Source organism: Burkholderia sp. SIMBA_051, from assembly GCF_046534915.1.
Lineage (GTDB): Bacteria > Pseudomonadota > Gammaproteobacteria > Burkholderiales > Burkholderiaceae > Burkholderia > Burkholderia ambifaria.
On sequence record NZ_JAWRXS010000005.1, the window covers coordinates 180,998 to 197,120 of the forward strand.

Below are 16,123 nucleotides of genomic sequence, written 5' to 3' on the forward strand. Positions count from 1 at the left end.
ATCAACCGGTACCGCGCGGGAGCTTTGCGTTTATAGCGGATGCGCGGCGCCGGCCTGCGTCAACAGCGAAACGGCAACCGGATCCGGCATCCCGTTCGAACCGATCGCGCCGGCCTTGGCCAGTGTCCCAAGGTCTGCGTCGACGCCCGGTTGCCCGACCACGAACGGCGTGGTCAGAAACGCCGGCGTCGCGAGCGTGACCGAGTAGCGCTGCTGGAGATTCGTCACGACGGCCGACTGCGCGGCCTGCACGGTGCCCGGATCGCCCATCACCTGCTGGAAGCGCCGACTTCCCTGGAAATTGCCGATCAGCCCGGCCGTGTTCGTGCCGAGCTGCGCGGCGAGATAGACGAGCATCAGCTCGGTTTCGGGCGTCGTGTTGAAGGTGCCGCCCGCATACGCGAGCGAGTGCAGGCTCGTGCCGCCCGACGCGACGCTGATCACGCACGGCAGCACGGCGTTGACGGTCACGCGGTAGTTGCCGCCGCCGTCGGTCAGCGTCGTCGCGGAGCCCTGCGCGCAACTCACCGTCACCGATGCGCTCGCGAGCGCGCCGCCGGTGGCGGCCGTGCCGGACAGCGCGACGGTCTGCGTGTTGTTGTCGTTGAAGCAGGCATCGACGCCGAAGCAGGCCTCGCCGTTGCAGCCCGCCAGTGTCGCGAGCGCGGCGACGCAAAGTGCGCCCAGCGCGGGGCGGGTGAAGTGCGGCGGGCGAATGTTCATGGTCGCGGGCAATGGGGGGAAGAAGACAACCGGTGAGCGCAGGGCATACGGCCCTGCTCACATTCTAGGTGCCGAATCGGCGCGTTGCTTGCCCGTTTGACGCAGGGAAGCGAATTTACCGGGCGCACCGGCAATCGAGCTCCCGCCCGGCCGCTCGCCGAACGCGAACGCGGCTGGCTCACCCGCTCAGGGCTTGCGCGCGGCCGGTTTCGCGAACGCGCCGCGCACCTCGAAGCCGATCGCATCCGCGACGTTGCCGCGTGCGTCCACGAGCTCCAGTCGGTGCCGGCCCGGCCACGGCATCCACGCGATGCGGCCGGCGTGCCCGATCACCTTGTCGTCGAGCCGCCATGCGAAGCGCGTGGCATGCCCGGACGACCGCTCGAACCAGATCCGCTGGTTCTTCGGCGGAATGTCCGGATCGATCGCGAAGATCGTGCCGTCGGTCGGCGCGCCGATCGCCAGCGGAGCGCGCGCGCCGTCCTTGCCCGGCGTGACGGGCGCGGCGAGCCGGATCGTGTCGAGCGCCGTGCCCGCGACGAACCACTCGCTGCGCGACGGCTCGACGTCGCGCTCGAACGCGATGCGGCGCGTCTCGACGCCGGCCGGCACTTTCGGCGCACGGCTCGGCAGGTCGCGATGCAGGTAGCCGACGACGGCCGACCACACCGGCGACGCGCCCGTCACCCCCGACACGTCCCACATCGGTGAACCGTCCGCATTGCCGACCCACACGCCGACCGTATACCGCGACGTGAAGCCGACGGTCCAGTTGTCGCGCATGTCCTTGCTCGTGCCGGTCTTGACCGCCGAGAAGAAGCGCGTCGCGAGCGGGTTGTCGAAGCCGAACGTGCGCACGCGCGCGTTGTTGTCGGAGAGGATGTCGGTGACGACGAAGCTGGCCGCTTCGCTGAATACGCGCGTGCCGTTGTCCGCATGGCCGGGTGTCGACGCGCCGGAAGCAGGCGCCGGCGCCGGCAGGTCGACGACCTTGCGCGCGACGCCGCCGTTCGCGAGCGCGCGATACGCATTGGTCAGCGACAGCAGCGTGACATCGGCGCTGCCGAGCGCGAGGCTGAAGCCGTAGTAATCGCCTTCCTGCGCGAGCGGCAGGCCGAGCGCGGTCAGCGTGCGCGCGAAGCGGTGCGGCGTGACGAGCACGAGCGTGCGCACGGCCGGCACGTTCAGCGAGCCGCCGAGCGCGGTGCGCACGCTCACCCAGCCCTTGAAATCCTTGTCGTAGTTCTGCGGAATGTAGAGGCCGCCGCCGGCCGCGAGGTTGATCGGCGCGTCGTCGAGCAGCGACGCGGCCGTCAGCCGCTTCTCGTCGATGGCCTGCGCGTAGAGGAACGGCTTGAGCGTCGAGCCGGCCTGGCGCGGCGCGAGCACGGCGTCGACGTCGCGTGCACTCGACAACGCCCCCGACGAACCGACCCACGCGCGAATGTCGCCGGTCGCGTTGTCGATCACGACGACCGCGCCGTCCTGCACGTTGCGCCGGTGCGCGGGCGCGTTGAGCTCGGTCAGTGCGCGCGTCAGCGTGTCGCGCGCGAAGCGCTGCAGCGGCGCGTCGAGCGTCGTGCGCACCTGCGCGCCGGCCGCGGGTCGGACCTCGGCCGCGATGCGGCGCGCGAAGTGCGGGGCGAGGGCGGCGCCGTCGTCCCGCACGACATTGGCCGGGCGTGCGATCACGAGCTGCACGTAGCCGTCGAGCGACGCGCAGCCCTGTTCCGCATGCATGTCGCGCAGGATCCGGCAGGCCCGCTCGGCGACCTTCGCGGGCGACGCGTTCGGCGCGCGCACCAGCGCCGCGGCGATCGCGGCTTCGCGTGCGTCGAGACCGGACGGCGCCTTGCCGAACAGCACCTGCGACAGCGCGGCGAGCCCGACCGTCTCGCCGCGAAACGGCACGAGATTCAGATAGGCCTCGAGGATCTGGTCCTTGCGCCAGCCGCGTTCGAGCAGCAGCGCGTTCATCGCCTGGGTGGCCTTCTGCGGCAGCGAGCGCTGACCCGAGCGGCGCGGCGAATCGCTGAGCAGCCCGGCGAGCTGCATCGTCACGGTCGACGCGCCGCGCGTGCGCTCGTTCCACAGGTTGCCCCACGCCGCGCCGGCGATGCCGCGCCAGTCGACGCCGCTGTGTTCGTAGAAACGCTTGTCTTCCGACACGACGATCGCCTCGCGGAACGCGGGCGACACGTCGGCGAGCGACACCCAGTCGCCGCGCCGTTCGGTGAGATCGACGCGCGTGCGCTGCAACGGCGTGCCGTCGCGCGCGAGCAGCACCCAGTCGGAACTGCGCCAGCCGCGCCGCACGTCGTCGTAGCCGGGCAGCGCGTGCGCGACGAGCGGCGCGGCCAGCATGACGGCGACGAATACGCGGCCGGCGAAACGCGCCGGCCGCGGCAAAACCAGATCGATCATCGCGTACTCACGACTTGCCCGCGTCGGCCGGCTTCACGGTCATCGGCGGGTTCGGCCACAGGCCATACACGGACGGCGCATACAGCGCCTCGACGCGCGTCGGCGGCAGCCCGAAGGTGCCGACGTTGTTCAGCCGCACCGTGTACTCGACCGAGAGTTTGCCCTTCGGCAGATAGTCGTAATACGCGCGGTAGCCGTCGAAGTCGCGTTCGATGAACGCCGGCCATGCGCCGTCCGGGGATTTCTCGCCCTGCGTCGCGGCTTCGGAGTCGCGGCCGAGGCCCGAGCCGAGAATCGTCGCGCCGGACGGGATCGGATCGTTGACGACGACCCACGTCATGTCGCTCTGCGCATCGATGTCGAGATGCACGCGTACGACGTCGCCGCGCGTCAGCACGCCCTTGACGGCGGGCGACACGGGCGTGACGGTCTTCGTGATCCGGTAGCCGGCCGCGAACGGCGCGCGCAGCGGCACGGCCGCGAGACTCTCGACGGTCGCCCACGGGCGGCCCGTGCCGTCCTGCGTGACGGACAGCGTGGCCGGCGCCTGCAACGTACGCGGCCACGGCATCAGCACGCTGCGCGCGGCGGCGGCGCGGGTCGCGGGCGTGGCCGACGCGGGCGTATCGGCGGGCGCGGCCGAGCCTGCCTGCGACCACGCGATCGCACGCTCGTTGCCGCCGAGCGCGACCTTCGTCGTGCCGGCCACCGGCACGCTCTCGTAGGTACGCGAGAAGCGCTCGACCGCGAGCTGGCCGAGTGCGTTCGACGTCGTCGTCTGCCATGCGCCCTGGCGTTGCAGCGCGAGCAGGCCGGCCGTCACGCGCGGCATCTCGTCCTTCCACGCCGGGTCGCCCGCGAATTCCAGCGCGAGGCGCGCGGCGTTGGTCTCGTTGCTCGTCATCAGCCACCACAGGTCGTCGTCGCGCGCGGTCGAGAACACGAGCTGCGTGCCCTGGTACGTGAGGCGCGCGCGCAGGATCTGCTCGACCTGCGCGCGTTTCTCGTCGCGCTGCGGGATGTCCTTCACGCGCGTGAGGATCGCGTGATAGTCGATCACCGCCGACGTCGGCCACTGGTTCGGCGCGATCTCGATCGATCCGAGCATGCGGCCTTGCGCGGCACCGTAACGCGACAGCGCCTCGATCGCGGCCAGCTTGCGCAGGTCGCGATCCTGGCGCGGCGCCCATGCGTTGCGCTCGATGCGGCCATCGATGAAGCGCGCGAGCCCGGCTTCGAGCTGCGTGCGCAGGTCTTCCGGCAGCGCGAAACGCGGGTCGAGGCGGCCGGCTTCGTCGGCGACCACGAGCAGGTACGACGACAGCGTCGGGCTGCCGTAGTGCGCATCGTCGGACGACGGCGGGAAATAGCTCGCGAGCCCGTCGCTGTCGAGGTAGACGGGCATCCGCGCAACCAGCGCCTGCCATTGCGCGGCGTCGTGCAGGCCGATCGCGCGCGACGTCTGCTGTTCGAGACAGCGGTACGGATAGCGCTCGAACCAGCGCCGCACGCCGGGCAGGCCGTCCGCGAGCTTCGACTGCAGCGACACGGCGATGCCGCCGCGCGGCGCGCCCTGCGCGTTGTTGACGGCGCCGGCCGGGGCCGACACGGGCACCGTCAGCGTGCCGTCGACCTGCGTGAGCGTGGCCTGCTGCACGGTCACCGGCAGCGCGGGCACGACCTTCTGCGCAACCGCCAGCGCATCGGACGCCCGCTTGCCGCCTTGCTCGGCCGCTTCGATCCGCCAGTTCAGCGCGCCGGCCGCGTCGAGCGCCTGCTCGGGCACGGTGATCGTCCACGCGACCTCGGTCGCCGCGTTGGCCGCGAGCGACACGGTTTGCGGCGCGACGTCGAGCCCCGTCACGCGCGGCGTCACGACCACCTGCATCGCGCGGTCGGTCGTGTTGCGCAGCGTGACCTGCGCGCGGAACGCATCGCCTTCGCGCACGAGCGGCGGCAGGCCGGAGATCAGCTGCAGATCCTGCGTGCTGCGGATCGACGTGCTGCCGGTGCCGAAGCGGTCGGGGCCGACCGCCGCGACGGCGACGATCCGGAAGCGCGTGAGCGCGTCGTTCAGCGGCACCTCGACGTTTGCGCTGCCGTTCGCGTCGAGCGTCACGCGCGGATTCCACAGCAGCAGCGTGTCGAACAGCTCGCGCGTGGGCGCGCTGCCGCCGCCACCGCCGGCCGGCACGGCCTTGCGGCCGAAGTGGCGGCGGCCGACGATTTCCATCTGCGCGGTGGCTGTCTCGACGCCGTACGCGCGTCGCTGCAGCATCGCGTCGAGCAGGTCCCAGCTGTTGTTCGGCATCAGTTCGAGCAGCGCCTCGTCGACGGCCGCGACCGCGATCTGCGTGCCGGCAGGCGCGGGCTGGCCGTTCGGCAGCGTGACCTTCACGTGCGCCTGCGCCTTGCCGCGCACCGTGTAGCGCGTCGCGTCGGTCGTCACGGTCACGCCGAGACGATGCACGCCGGTGCCGACCTTGATCTCGCCGAGGCCATAGCGGAACGCGGGCTTCGACAGGTCGACGAACGCGGTCGGCGCTTCATGGTGACGGCCTTCGCGCCAGAACGCGCGCGCCCATTCGACCGGCGCCTTCCAGCCCCACGTGAAGAACGAGTACCACGGCACCTCGCGAATCCGGCCGCGCAGCGCGAGCACCGACACGTAGACGTTCGGTCCCCACGATTCGCCGACCTTCAGGTCGACGGTCGGGTTCTTGCCGGTCAGTTCGACGATGTGCGTTTCCATCACGCCGCCGCGCTCGACCGCGACCAGCGCCGTCGCGTAGCGGAACGGCATGCGCACCTGGAAGCGGGCCGTTTCGCCCGGTTCGTAGGACGTCTTCTCCGGAATCACGTCGATCCGGTCGGTGTTGTCGCCGCCGAACCACAGTTCGTCCTCGCGCGTGACCCACACGGACGTCGACGCGTTCGACGTGCGGCCGTCGCCGTCCTTCGCGACGGCGATCAACTGGACGTTGCCGGCCTGTTCGAGCGTCGCGTCGCAGGCCATGCGGCCCTTGTCGTCGGTCTTGCCCGAGCACAGCACGCCGAGGTCGCGCGTGTCGCTCTTGTTGTCGTACGCGTAGAAGCCGCCGACCATTCGCTTGCGCGACGACGTCGTGACGTGCGCGACGCCCTTGATCTCGATCGACACCGACGCGCGCGGCTTGCCCTGCAGGTCGACCGCGAGCGCCTGCACCGGCACGCGCTGGCCGACCGACACCCAGCGGCCGGCCTTGATGCCGGCCACCACCGCGGCCGGCCACAGGATCGTGTCGCCGCGGATCGTCTGCACTTCGCCGTTCGGGTCCGCGAACGTCGCCTCGAGCGCGATGCGCTTCGGCGCGTCGACGTCGGGCAGGCCCTTCAGCGTGACCGAGCCCGCACCGTTGCGGTCGAGCGTCAGCGGCAGCTTGTCCGCGATCAGCTTGGTCGCGTCGGGATCGTTGTTCGCGGCCGACGCGTTGTCGCCGTCCTGCGAATCGTCGTCGGCGTTGCCGTCGCTGCGCTCCGGACGATACGGCGTGAAGCTGAAGTCCTCGAAGCGATCCGCGAACGGCGGCGACGCCCACTTCATCAGCGCCGACACCTGCACCGGCAGGTTCGATGCGCCGCCGCCCGACACGTAGTCGATCTGCACCGCGAGCGGCGCTTCCTTGACCGCGACGAGCGGGCTCTTCTGCGCGTCGCGCGCGCCGATCGACCCTTTGAGCACCGGCAGGCGGAACGCCTCGACGCGGAAGCTGCCGCTGTAGTAGCTGGTGGTCGGCGCGTCGTCCGGGCCGCCTTCGAGCGTGACGCTGTATTCGCCGAGCTTGGCCGCGGGCGGCAGCGGGAACTGCGTGTCCGCGCTGTGGTCGGCCGACCACGTGAGCGGCAGCTTGTAGGTCTGGTCGGAGCCGAGATGGCGGATCTTCACGCGCGTCGGGTATTGCGCCGGGAACGCGAGGGTCTGCAGCGTCTCGGTGCGCAGGAAGTGCTTCATCGACACGGTTTCGCCGGCACGCAGCAGCGTGCGATCGAACACGGTATGCGCACGCACGGTCGGTTCGCTGCCGGTGTCGGTCGGCACGTTGAAGCGCCACGATTCGATCCCGCGGTTCCAGTTCGAGCTGACGAACGCCATGTCGGGGCCCGTCTTCGGATCGTCCACGCGCGCCGACACGAAGTAGTCGTCGAAGCGTTCCGACTGGCTGCATTCGTGCTTCGGCTCGAATTGACCGTCGATCTTCAGCAGGCCTTGCGCATCGGTCTTGCCGGTCGCGATCTCGTCGCCGTTGCAATCCGACACGCGGATCCGCGCGTTCGGCACGGGCTTGCCCTTGTCGAGCGTCGTGACCCACACGAGGTTGTTCTCGCGGCCCTGTTTCAGATGCACGCCGAGGTTCGTGACGAGCACGGTGGTGCGCACGTACATGCTCGACGGCTTCGCGAGCAGCGAGCGGCCGAGCGCGGGCGACGCGAGTTCGAGCACGTAGAAACCGGGCTTGTCGATCGGCACGCCGACGACCTCGAACGGACGCAGCGCCTTCGGATCGGCCTTCGGCAGCGTCATCGCCTGCGCCCCCGGCTCGCCGGTGAGCAGCGACAGCGAGCGCACGTCGATGCGGCGATTCTGCGGCGCGGGCATCTTTTCACCGGCCTCGAGCGGCACGTAGACGGGGTGCTGGCCGGTGCGCCGGAGCAGGCCCGGCACGCGCTCGTCGATCGTGCCGGCCGTCATCGCCCAGTTGTCGAACTGATCGACGGTGCGCATCCATTGGCGGATCGCGGTGTCGTCGTCCACCTTCAGGTTCGCGAATTGTGCGCCGCGGGTGTTGAGGCCCGCGATATGCAGGTCGGCCTCCACGTTGCGCAGCGTGACGGGCACGAGCGCCGGCGTATCGGGCTCGGCGAAACGCTCGACGATCCCGAAGGTGCCCGACGAGAATTTTGCGAGCGGCGGCATCGGCGCGGTGCGCGTCGCGAGCGGGAACAGGTCGGCGTTCGCGAGCGAGCGATCGGTCACGTCGCGCAGCCCGGACGGCAGCTCGATCGTCAGGTTCGCCTGCGCGGGCAGCGGCGGGTTGAACGTGACGGTCGTCACTTCGTCGCTGTGGTCGTCGGCCCCGAAGGTCGGTGAAAGCGAACCGTCAGGACCGCGCAGCTTGATCGCCTCGGCGTTCTTGCGCGAGATCGGCGCATTGAACGACAGCGTCAGCGGGCGCAGCGGCGTGCAGGGTGCCTTCGCGTTCTCGCGTTCGCACGAGAAGCTCGCGGTGAACGGGGCGCGCACCGTGAAGTCGAAGCGGCGCTCGGTGTCGTTCGCGATGCCGCTCGGGCTCGCGACGCCCTTGCCGTAGACGAGCTGCATCTTCGCGCTCGCGGGCAGCGCCTGCGCGCACGACAGCGTCAGCACGCGCGCGGCGTCCTTCTTCAGCCCGAAGTGGTCGAGCAGCGCGTTGCGGGTAGCGTCGTCGGCGGCCGTGACGGGGATGCGGTTGCCGATGCCGGCCGCCTCGCACCAGATGTTCGCGAGCGCGGAACGCGGCTCGGCCGGCCCATTCAGCTTCAGCACGAAGACCTGGCGCTCCTCGATCTCGCGTGAGCCGGGGCGTACCGTCACCGGAAACGGGCCGCCGGTCTGGAACGTGAAGCGGCGCGGGCCGCTCACCGCATTGCCGGCGACCGAGCGCAGCGTGTCGTTGAGCGCGACCGAGCAGCGTACGCCCGGCGGCAGGTCGTTCTCGAAATCGTAGACCCACGTCTTGTCGTCGAGCCAGTGACCCTGGCCGCGCGCGGCGGTGGAATCGTTGCAGGTCATGCGCGCGGGGTTCGGCGCGGACGCCGAGCCGAATGCGACCATCGGCTCGTCGAACTTGACGACGCTTTGCCGGACTTCGGTGACCGTGCCTTGCGGCGATACGCTCACCGTGCGCGCCGCGAGCGCATGCAGCGACAGTGCCGCGGCGGCGCCGAGCGCCGCGATCGCGCCGATGCGCCAGAGCAGCCGTGTGGTGTGATTGGATTGATGCGTGTTGTTGTGTTTATTGTGCTGCTTCATCGCTCGATGCCCTCGGAGGGAAGCTTTCTGTTTGATTGCACGGGATTCTAACCGACGCGCATGCGAGCGGATGACGGGACGGGGCGGCGCGTGTCGTCGGCTTGCGACACACTTCGCCACGATGCAGAATTGTCGCGCCGACGACACAAAGATGCCGCGAAATGTCGATTGTCTCGGCTTGCGGAACATTTAATCGACTATAAAAGCATTGTCCGATTCGAATTGTGCGCGTACATTTCAGGGCCGCGCGAAAGTTTGAGAAATATCAAGCGTGGTTTTCCCGAATCCGGTGTTCGAGAGAAGGAAACATGCACAACGACAACACCCCCCACTCGCGTCGCGCAAGCGACGCATCCGTATCCGGCATCACGCGGCGTCAGTGGCTGCAGGGCGCACTGGCGCTGACGGCGGCCGGCCTCACCGGCTCGCTGGCGTTGCGGGCCCTGGCCGATAATCCCGGCACCGCGCCGCTCGATACGTTCATGACGCTCTCCGAAGCACTGACAGGCAAGAAAGGGCTGAGCCGCGTGCTCGGCGAACGCTTCCTGCACGCGCTGCAGAAGGGTTCGTTCAAGACGGCCGACGGTCTGTCGCAACTCGCCGGCGCGCTCGCGTCAGGTTCACTGGATGCCGATCAGGAAAACGCCGCGCTGTCGATTCTCGGCGCGTGGTATCTCGGCATCGTCGACAACGTCGTGATTACTTACGAAGAAGCATTAATGTTCAGCGTCGTGTCCGATACGCTCGTGATTCCTTCGTATTGCCCCAACAAACCCGGCTTCTGGGCCGAAAAACCGATCGAGAGGCAAGCCTGATGGCGGATACCGATACGCAAAAGGCCGACGTCGTGGTCGTCGGGTCCGGTGTCGCGGGCGCGATCGTCGCGCACCAGCTCGCGATGGCGGGCAAGTCGGTGATCCTGCTCGAAGCAGGCCCGCGCATGCCGCGCGGCGAGATCGTCGAGCGCTTCCGCAACCAGCCCGACAAGACGGACTTCATGGCGCCGTACCCGTCGAGCCCGTGGGCGCCGCATCCGGAATACGGCCCGCCGAACGACTACCTGGTCCTGAAGGGCGAGCACAAGTTCAACTCGCAGTACATCCGTGCGGTGGGCGGCACGACGTGGCACTGGGCCGCGTCGGCGTGGCGCTTCATCCCGAACGACTTCAAGATGAAGACAGTGTACGGCGTCGGCCGCGACTGGCCGATCCAGTACGACGATCTCGAGCATTACTACCAGCGCGCCGAGGAAGAGCTCGGCGTGTGGGGCCCCGGCCCCGAGGAAGACCTGTACTCGCCGCGCAAACAGGCGTACCCGATGCCGCCGCTGCCGTTGTCGTTCAACGAGCAGACGATCAAGAGCGCGCTCAACGGCTATGACCCGAAGTTCCACGTCGTGACCGAGCCGGTCGCGCGCAACAGCCGCCCGTACGACGGCCGGCCGACTTGTTGCGGGAACAACAATTGCATGCCGATCTGCCCGATCGGCGCGATGTACAACGGCATCGTGCACGTCGAGAAGGCCGAGCAGGCGGGCGCGAAGCTGATCGACAGCGCGGTCGTCTACAAGCTCGAGACCGGTCCGGACAAGCGCATCGTCGCCGCGATCTACAAGGACAAGACGGGCGCCGACCATCGCGTCGAAGGCAAGTACTTCGTGGTGGCCGCGAACGGCATCGAGACGCCGAAGATTCTCCTGATGTCGGCGAACCGCGATTTCCCGAACGGCGTCGCGAACAGCTCCGACATGGTCGGGCGCAACCTGATGGACCACCCGGGCACGGGCGTGTCGTTCTACGCGAGCGACAAGCTGTGGCCGGGCCGCGGCCCGCAGGAGATGACGTCGCTGATCGGTTTCCGCGACGGCCCGTTCCGGGCGACCGAAGCCGCGAAGAAAATCCACCTGTCGAACATGTCGCGCATCAACCAGGAGACGCAGAAGATCTTCAAGGCCGGCAAGCTGATGAAGTCCGACGAGCTCGACGCGCAGATCCGCGATCGTTCCGCGCGCTACGTGCAGTTCGACTGCTTCCACGAAATCCTGCCGCAGCCCGAGAACCGCATCGTGCCGAGCAAGACGGCCACCGACGCGATCGGCATTCCGCGCCCGGAAATCACGTATGCGATCGACGACTACGTGAAGCGCGGCGCCGTGCATACGCGCGAGGTCTACGCGACCGCCGCGAAGGTGCTGGGCGGCACGGATGTCGTGTTCAACGACGAGTTCGCGCCGAACAACCACATCACGGGCTCGACGATCATGGGCGCCGATGCACGCGACTCGGTCGTCGACAAGGACTGCCGCACGTTCGACCATCCGAACCTGTTCATCTCGAGCAGCTCGACGATGCCGACCGTCGGTACGGTGAACGTGACGCTGACGATCGCGGCGCTGGCGCTGCGGATGTCGGACACGCTGAAGAAGGAAGTCTGACCGTGCGGAAATCTACTCTCACCTTCCTCCTCGCCGGCAGCCTCGCGTTGCCGGGGCTCGTGCGCGCGGCCGATTCGGCCGATCCCGCGCAGATCAAGCGCGGCGAATATCTCGCCGTCGCGGGCGACTGCATGGCGTGTCACACCGCGAAGGGCGGCAAGCCGTTCGCCGGCGGCCTCCCGATGCCGGTGCCGATGCTCGGCAAGATCTATACGAGCAACATCACGCCGGACCCCGACACGGGCATCGGCAACTGGACGTTCGACGACTTCGAGCGCGCGGTGCGTCACGGCGTGTCGAAGAACGGCGCGAACCTGTACCCGGCGATGCCGTACGTGTCGTACGCGAAGATCAACGACGACGACGTGCAGGCGTTGTACGCGTACTTCATGCACGGCGTCGAGCCGGTCAAGCAGGCGCCGCCGAAGAACGAGATTCCGCCGCTGCTGAGCATGCGCTGGCCGCTGAAGATCTGGAACTGGCTGTTCCTGAAGGACGGCGCGTACCAGCCGAAGCCGTCGCAGAGTGCCGAGTGGAACCGCGGTGCTTACCTGGTGCAGGGCCTCGCGCACTGCAGCACGTGCCACACGCCGCGCGGCATCGCGATGCAGGAGAAGTCGCTCGACGAGACCGGCGGCAGCTTCCTGTCGGGTTCGGTGCTGGCGGGCTGGGACGGCTACAACATCACGTCGGACCCGCACGCGGGGATCGGCGGCTGGACGCAGCAGCAGCTCGTCCAGTATCTGCGTACTGGCAGCGTGCCGGGCGTCGCGCAGGCGGCCGGTCCGATGGCCGAGGCGGTCGAGCACAGCTTCTCGAAGATGACCGACGCCGACATCGGCGCGATCGCAACCTACATCCGTACGGTGCCGGCCGTGGCCAGCGGCGACGCGAAGCAGTCGCGTTCGTCGTGGGGCAAGCCGGCGGAAGACGGCCTGAAGCTGCGTGGCGTGCCGCTCGCGTCGTCGGGCATCGATCCGGCGCGGCTGTATCTCGGCAACTGCGCGAGCTGTCACCAGATGCAGGGCAAGGGCACGCCGGACGGCTATTACCCGTCGCTGTTCCACAACTCGACGGTGGGTGCGTCGAATCCGACGAACCTCGTGCAGGTGATCCTGAACGGCGTGCAGCGCAAGGCCGGCAGCGAGGACGTCGGGATGCCCGCGTTCCGCCACGAGCTGTCGGATGCGCAGATCGCCGCGCTGGCGAACTACCTGACCGGGCAGTTCGGCAATCCAGCCGCGAAGGTGACCGAGCAGGACGTCGCGAAGGCGCGTTGAGGCCGGGCACGAAGCGGTAGGAGGTAGTACCAAGCAGCGCAACTCTGAAAGAGGAGGAGCACAGCACATCGGGCGGGCCCCGATGCCGGTTGTTGCAGAGCGGGGCGGGCGGCACTGGCGGCCGCCCGTCCTGGTTCGTTGGCAATCCGGTGCGCGCGGTTCGCGCATCGCTTTCGTTGATCACACCATGACACCGAATCAACCGTTTCTCGCGTCCCAGCGCGATGTGCTGCTGCTGCTGTCCCGAATCCTGCTCGTGATCCTGTTCGTGATGTTCGGCTGGAAGAAGATCGTCGACTTCTCCGGTACGATCGCGTTCATGGGAAGCGAGGGCGCGCCCGCGCCGATCATCTCGGCGGCGATCGCCGTCGTGATGGAGCTGTTCGTCGGCATCGCGCTCCTCATCGGCTTCCAGACGCGGCCGCTTGCGCTGCTGCTTGCGCTGTATACCATCGGCACCGCGCTCATCGGCCACCACTACTGGACGATGACGGGCGGCGAGCAGATGAACAACATGATTCATTTCTACAAGAACATCGCGATCTCCGGCGGCTTGCTTGCGCTGTGCGCGGCGGGCCCCGGACGTTTTTCGATCGATCGCGGGTGAACGGATCGCCGGCGCGCGCATGGGGCGCGTGTCGGACGGTCCAGACTGCGAGGGGGCATGACTTTGCGACTCAAACATCTAGCATGGCTGATCGCGGCCGCCGCACCGGCGGCCGCGTCCGCACAAACAAGCGTGACGCTGTACGGCCGTATCGACGGCGGCGTCGAATACCTGAACCACATCGCGACACCGAACGGCAGCTCGACGCGCTGGAGCGCGGAAGGCGGCGACTGGGGCACCAGCATGTTCGGGCTGAAGGGTTTCGAGGATCTCGGCGGCGGGATGTCGACCGTCTTCAACCTGGAAACCGCGTTCCAGGTGATGAACGGCACGACGGGCGGCGGACGTCTGTGGTCGCGCCGCGCGTATGTCGGGCTGAAGAGCGACACGTGGGGCCAGCTGCAGGCCGGCCGCAACCTGTTCATCGACAGCGACGGCGTGTGGGAATTCGATCCGTTCGTGCAGCAGGCGTTTTCGTCGGCGTCGCTCGTGCGCGGCCGCAACTGGCAGCAGAGCAGCAACAACATCGAATATCACAGCCCGGTGATCGGCGGCTTCGACGTTCAGGCGCAGTATGCGTTCGGCAACCAGTCGCGCGGTTTCAACTACGGCGCGGCCGACGATTTCGGCCGCTCGGACGGGATCATGATCTCGTACCACTCGCCGGTGCTCGACGTGCGCGGCATCTACGACGAGCTGCGCGACAACAACGGCAAGTTCAGCAACATCTTCACCGCGTCGCGCGAGTATTTCGTCGGCGCGAACGTGAAGGTGTCGAAGTTCAAGATCCAGGGCGCGTATACGCATTACCAGGCGCCGGACAGCCCGGCTGGTGTCGCCGATCGCGCCGATCATTACTGGCTCGGTGCGACTTATACGGCCACTCCGCAGTGGGCCGTGACGGGCGGCGGGTATTACGTGAAGGTGGGCGATGGCGGTGGCGATGCGTCGCACGATCCGTCAGGCCACGCGATCATGTATGTGCTCGGCACCACGTATAACTTGTCGAAGCGGACGTTCCTGTATGGGACGGTTGCTTATGTGCGGAATGGCGGGAATTCGAACTTCTCGTTGATTGCGTCGCCGCGTGATGCGACGTCGGGGACGAGTCCGATGACGGGCGAGTCGCAGACGGGGGCGTATGTGGGGATGATGCATACGTTTTGAGTGGGGAGGGGTGTGTAGGGGAAGGGCACGGGCGGTGAAAGGCTCGTGCCTTTTTGCGTTTACGGGGGCTGGGGCGTTGAGGTGCGTGGGCGTTGGTGGCCACTCGGTAGATGTGCGATACGCCACAGCCGGCCTTCCCGCCACAAGATCGGCTACAAACCGGCGAACGATATACCGATAAAGCGCGCTTGGTAGATTCACATTCGTTGACGTTTTCACAGGCGGAAAAGTCAGCTGTCTGCGCTCTGCGGTTGATTTAGCGGTGTGCAATGCTGAAGGTGCTGAGGTGCAGGCGGCTACCGGGTGTCTTAGAACCGCCAGTTTGGGACATTCGACGGCGCCGCGTAGACCGTCGGTTAACCGAACAGGCAGATTTTGTCTCCACGTCGCGACCTGCTATATGGTGCTGGATCGTTGGCTGTGTCGGTCCCGTCCTTACTGTTTTCCGTCGGATCGGCGGGCGCTCGATTACATGGTGAAAGTATCCGATATCCAAATCGCTCGTGAGACTTACATTGCGGCCAACTCTGCCGATTTTTCCTGGAGCAGACGGCGAATGACATCGGCGCCCAAATTTGTCAGATAATTCCGTAGGAATTTGACATATGGAAATAATTCACTTGTTCGAGAGATACCCAAATGACATTGACTGCCGACCGCAAGGACTTTGTTGACCCGGACACCTGTTGCCATCGATGCGTTACGAATGGAAATAATAGGAGGCTGATTTCCGGTGTTGCATTTTTCCTGAAACATGACGATGGAACCGAACATCCATATGGACCGCACTGCGCTGCAGAGGCATTGGGTGGCCGGGATGCTCTGAAGGGCATTCCTGATTTTACGGCTCGGGACGTCGACCAGCTTGGAGGTGGTGAATCGGAGGGAAGTGCGGGCGGTAGTGATGGCCCAGACCCGCAGGACGTTGCTCTGCGCGACGCCGCGATTGCAAAACGCTATCTGTTGCTCAGAATGGAGAAAGTTGCGAATATTCCAGATATCAATCCGATGGTTCGATATCAACCTCTTGAAACTATCTATCAGGAGTTTCGAAAGACCGGAATTCTTCATCAGGCTGACGTGACCCACATTCTGGCGATCGAAAGAAAAGCCACCACACCTTCGAACCTGCGAACAAATAATCTCCTTGATGTCTACACTGCGGAAACCAAGCTGACCAGACGCATCAAGCAAAGCACGACCCCGAGGGATAAAAGCTATCTGGAAGGCATTCGTTCGTGGCTACGCGCAAAACTGCGTCTTTCAGACAAGCAGATTGCTGCGGCGAAAATTCAGTTGCATCCATCGGCTTTCGATAATTGAGCTCTCTCGGATTGCTCCGAACAGTCTCGCACGCGTGGAGGAAGTGCAATGTCGATATCCAATCAACCTAATCCCCGCATCCCGATCCTACGAAGAGGTGTGGAGTGGATAATTCT

At 66.9% G+C, this 16,123-nt stretch carries 9 protein-coding genes; 6 read left to right on the forward strand and 3 right to left on the reverse strand.

From position 1 onward, the window contains the following. Positions 1-30 precede the first annotated feature (30 nt). The 3 genes from SB771_RS14000 to SB771_RS14010 all read right to left on the reverse strand — a co-directional run bounded on the left by SB771_RS14000 (position 31) and on the right by SB771_RS14010 (position 9,196). Entirely contained in the window at positions 31-723 is a 693-nt protein-coding gene (locus SB771_RS14000; protein WP_175659108.1) for a hypothetical protein, read from the reverse strand. 186 nt (positions 724-909) lie between these two features. Further along, positions 910-3,147 (reverse strand): penicillin-binding protein 1C, encoded by a 2,238-nt coding sequence (gene pbpC / locus SB771_RS14005; protein WP_175659109.1) that lies wholly within the window; start codon positions 3,145-3,147, stop codon positions 910-912. 7 nt (positions 3,148-3,154) lie between these two features. After that, a complete protein-coding gene (locus SB771_RS14010) occupies positions 3,155-9,196 on the reverse strand; it encodes an alpha-2-macroglobulin family protein (RefSeq protein ID WP_410721803.1) in 6,042 nt (2,013 codons plus the stop codon). Positions 9,197-9,504: 308 nt separating this feature from the next. On the opposite strand from SB771_RS14010, the gene SB771_RS14015 reads away from it, so the two are divergent. The 6 genes from SB771_RS14015 to SB771_RS14040 all read left to right on the forward strand — a co-directional run bounded on the left by SB771_RS14015 (position 9,505) and on the right by SB771_RS14040 (position 16,007). After that, positions 9,505-10,011, forward strand: a complete 507-nt coding sequence (locus SB771_RS14015) for a sugar dehydrogenase complex small subunit (protein ID WP_012366206.1) — start codon at positions 9,505-9,507, stop codon at positions 10,009-10,011. Further along, entirely contained in the window at positions 10,011-11,630 is a 1,620-nt protein-coding gene (locus SB771_RS14020; RefSeq protein ID WP_011658979.1) for a GMC family oxidoreductase, read from the forward strand. The genes SB771_RS14015 and SB771_RS14020 overlap by 1 nt, the downstream gene beginning before the upstream one ends. A gap of 2 nt (positions 11,631-11,632) precedes the next feature. Continuing rightward, a complete protein-coding gene (locus SB771_RS14025) occupies positions 11,633-12,910 on the forward strand; it encodes a cytochrome c (RefSeq protein WP_011658978.1) in 1,278 nt (425 codons plus the stop codon). A 187-nt stretch (positions 12,911-13,097) separates the two neighbouring features. Further along, on the forward strand, positions 13,098-13,517 hold the full coding sequence (locus SB771_RS14030) for a DoxX family protein (RefSeq protein WP_012366203.1): 420 nt from the start codon (positions 13,098-13,100) through the stop codon (positions 13,515-13,517). A gap of 57 nt (positions 13,518-13,574) precedes the next feature. Further along, complete coding sequence (locus SB771_RS14035) at positions 13,575-14,684, forward strand: porin (RefSeq protein WP_011658976.1); 1,110 nt, start codon at positions 13,575-13,577, stop codon at positions 14,682-14,684. A gap of 639 nt (positions 14,685-15,323) precedes the next feature. After that, on the forward strand, positions 15,324-16,007 hold the full coding sequence (locus SB771_RS14040) for a hypothetical protein (RefSeq protein WP_175659111.1): 684 nt from the start codon (positions 15,324-15,326) through the stop codon (positions 16,005-16,007). The last annotated feature ends 116 nt before the right edge of the window (positions 16,008-16,123 follow it).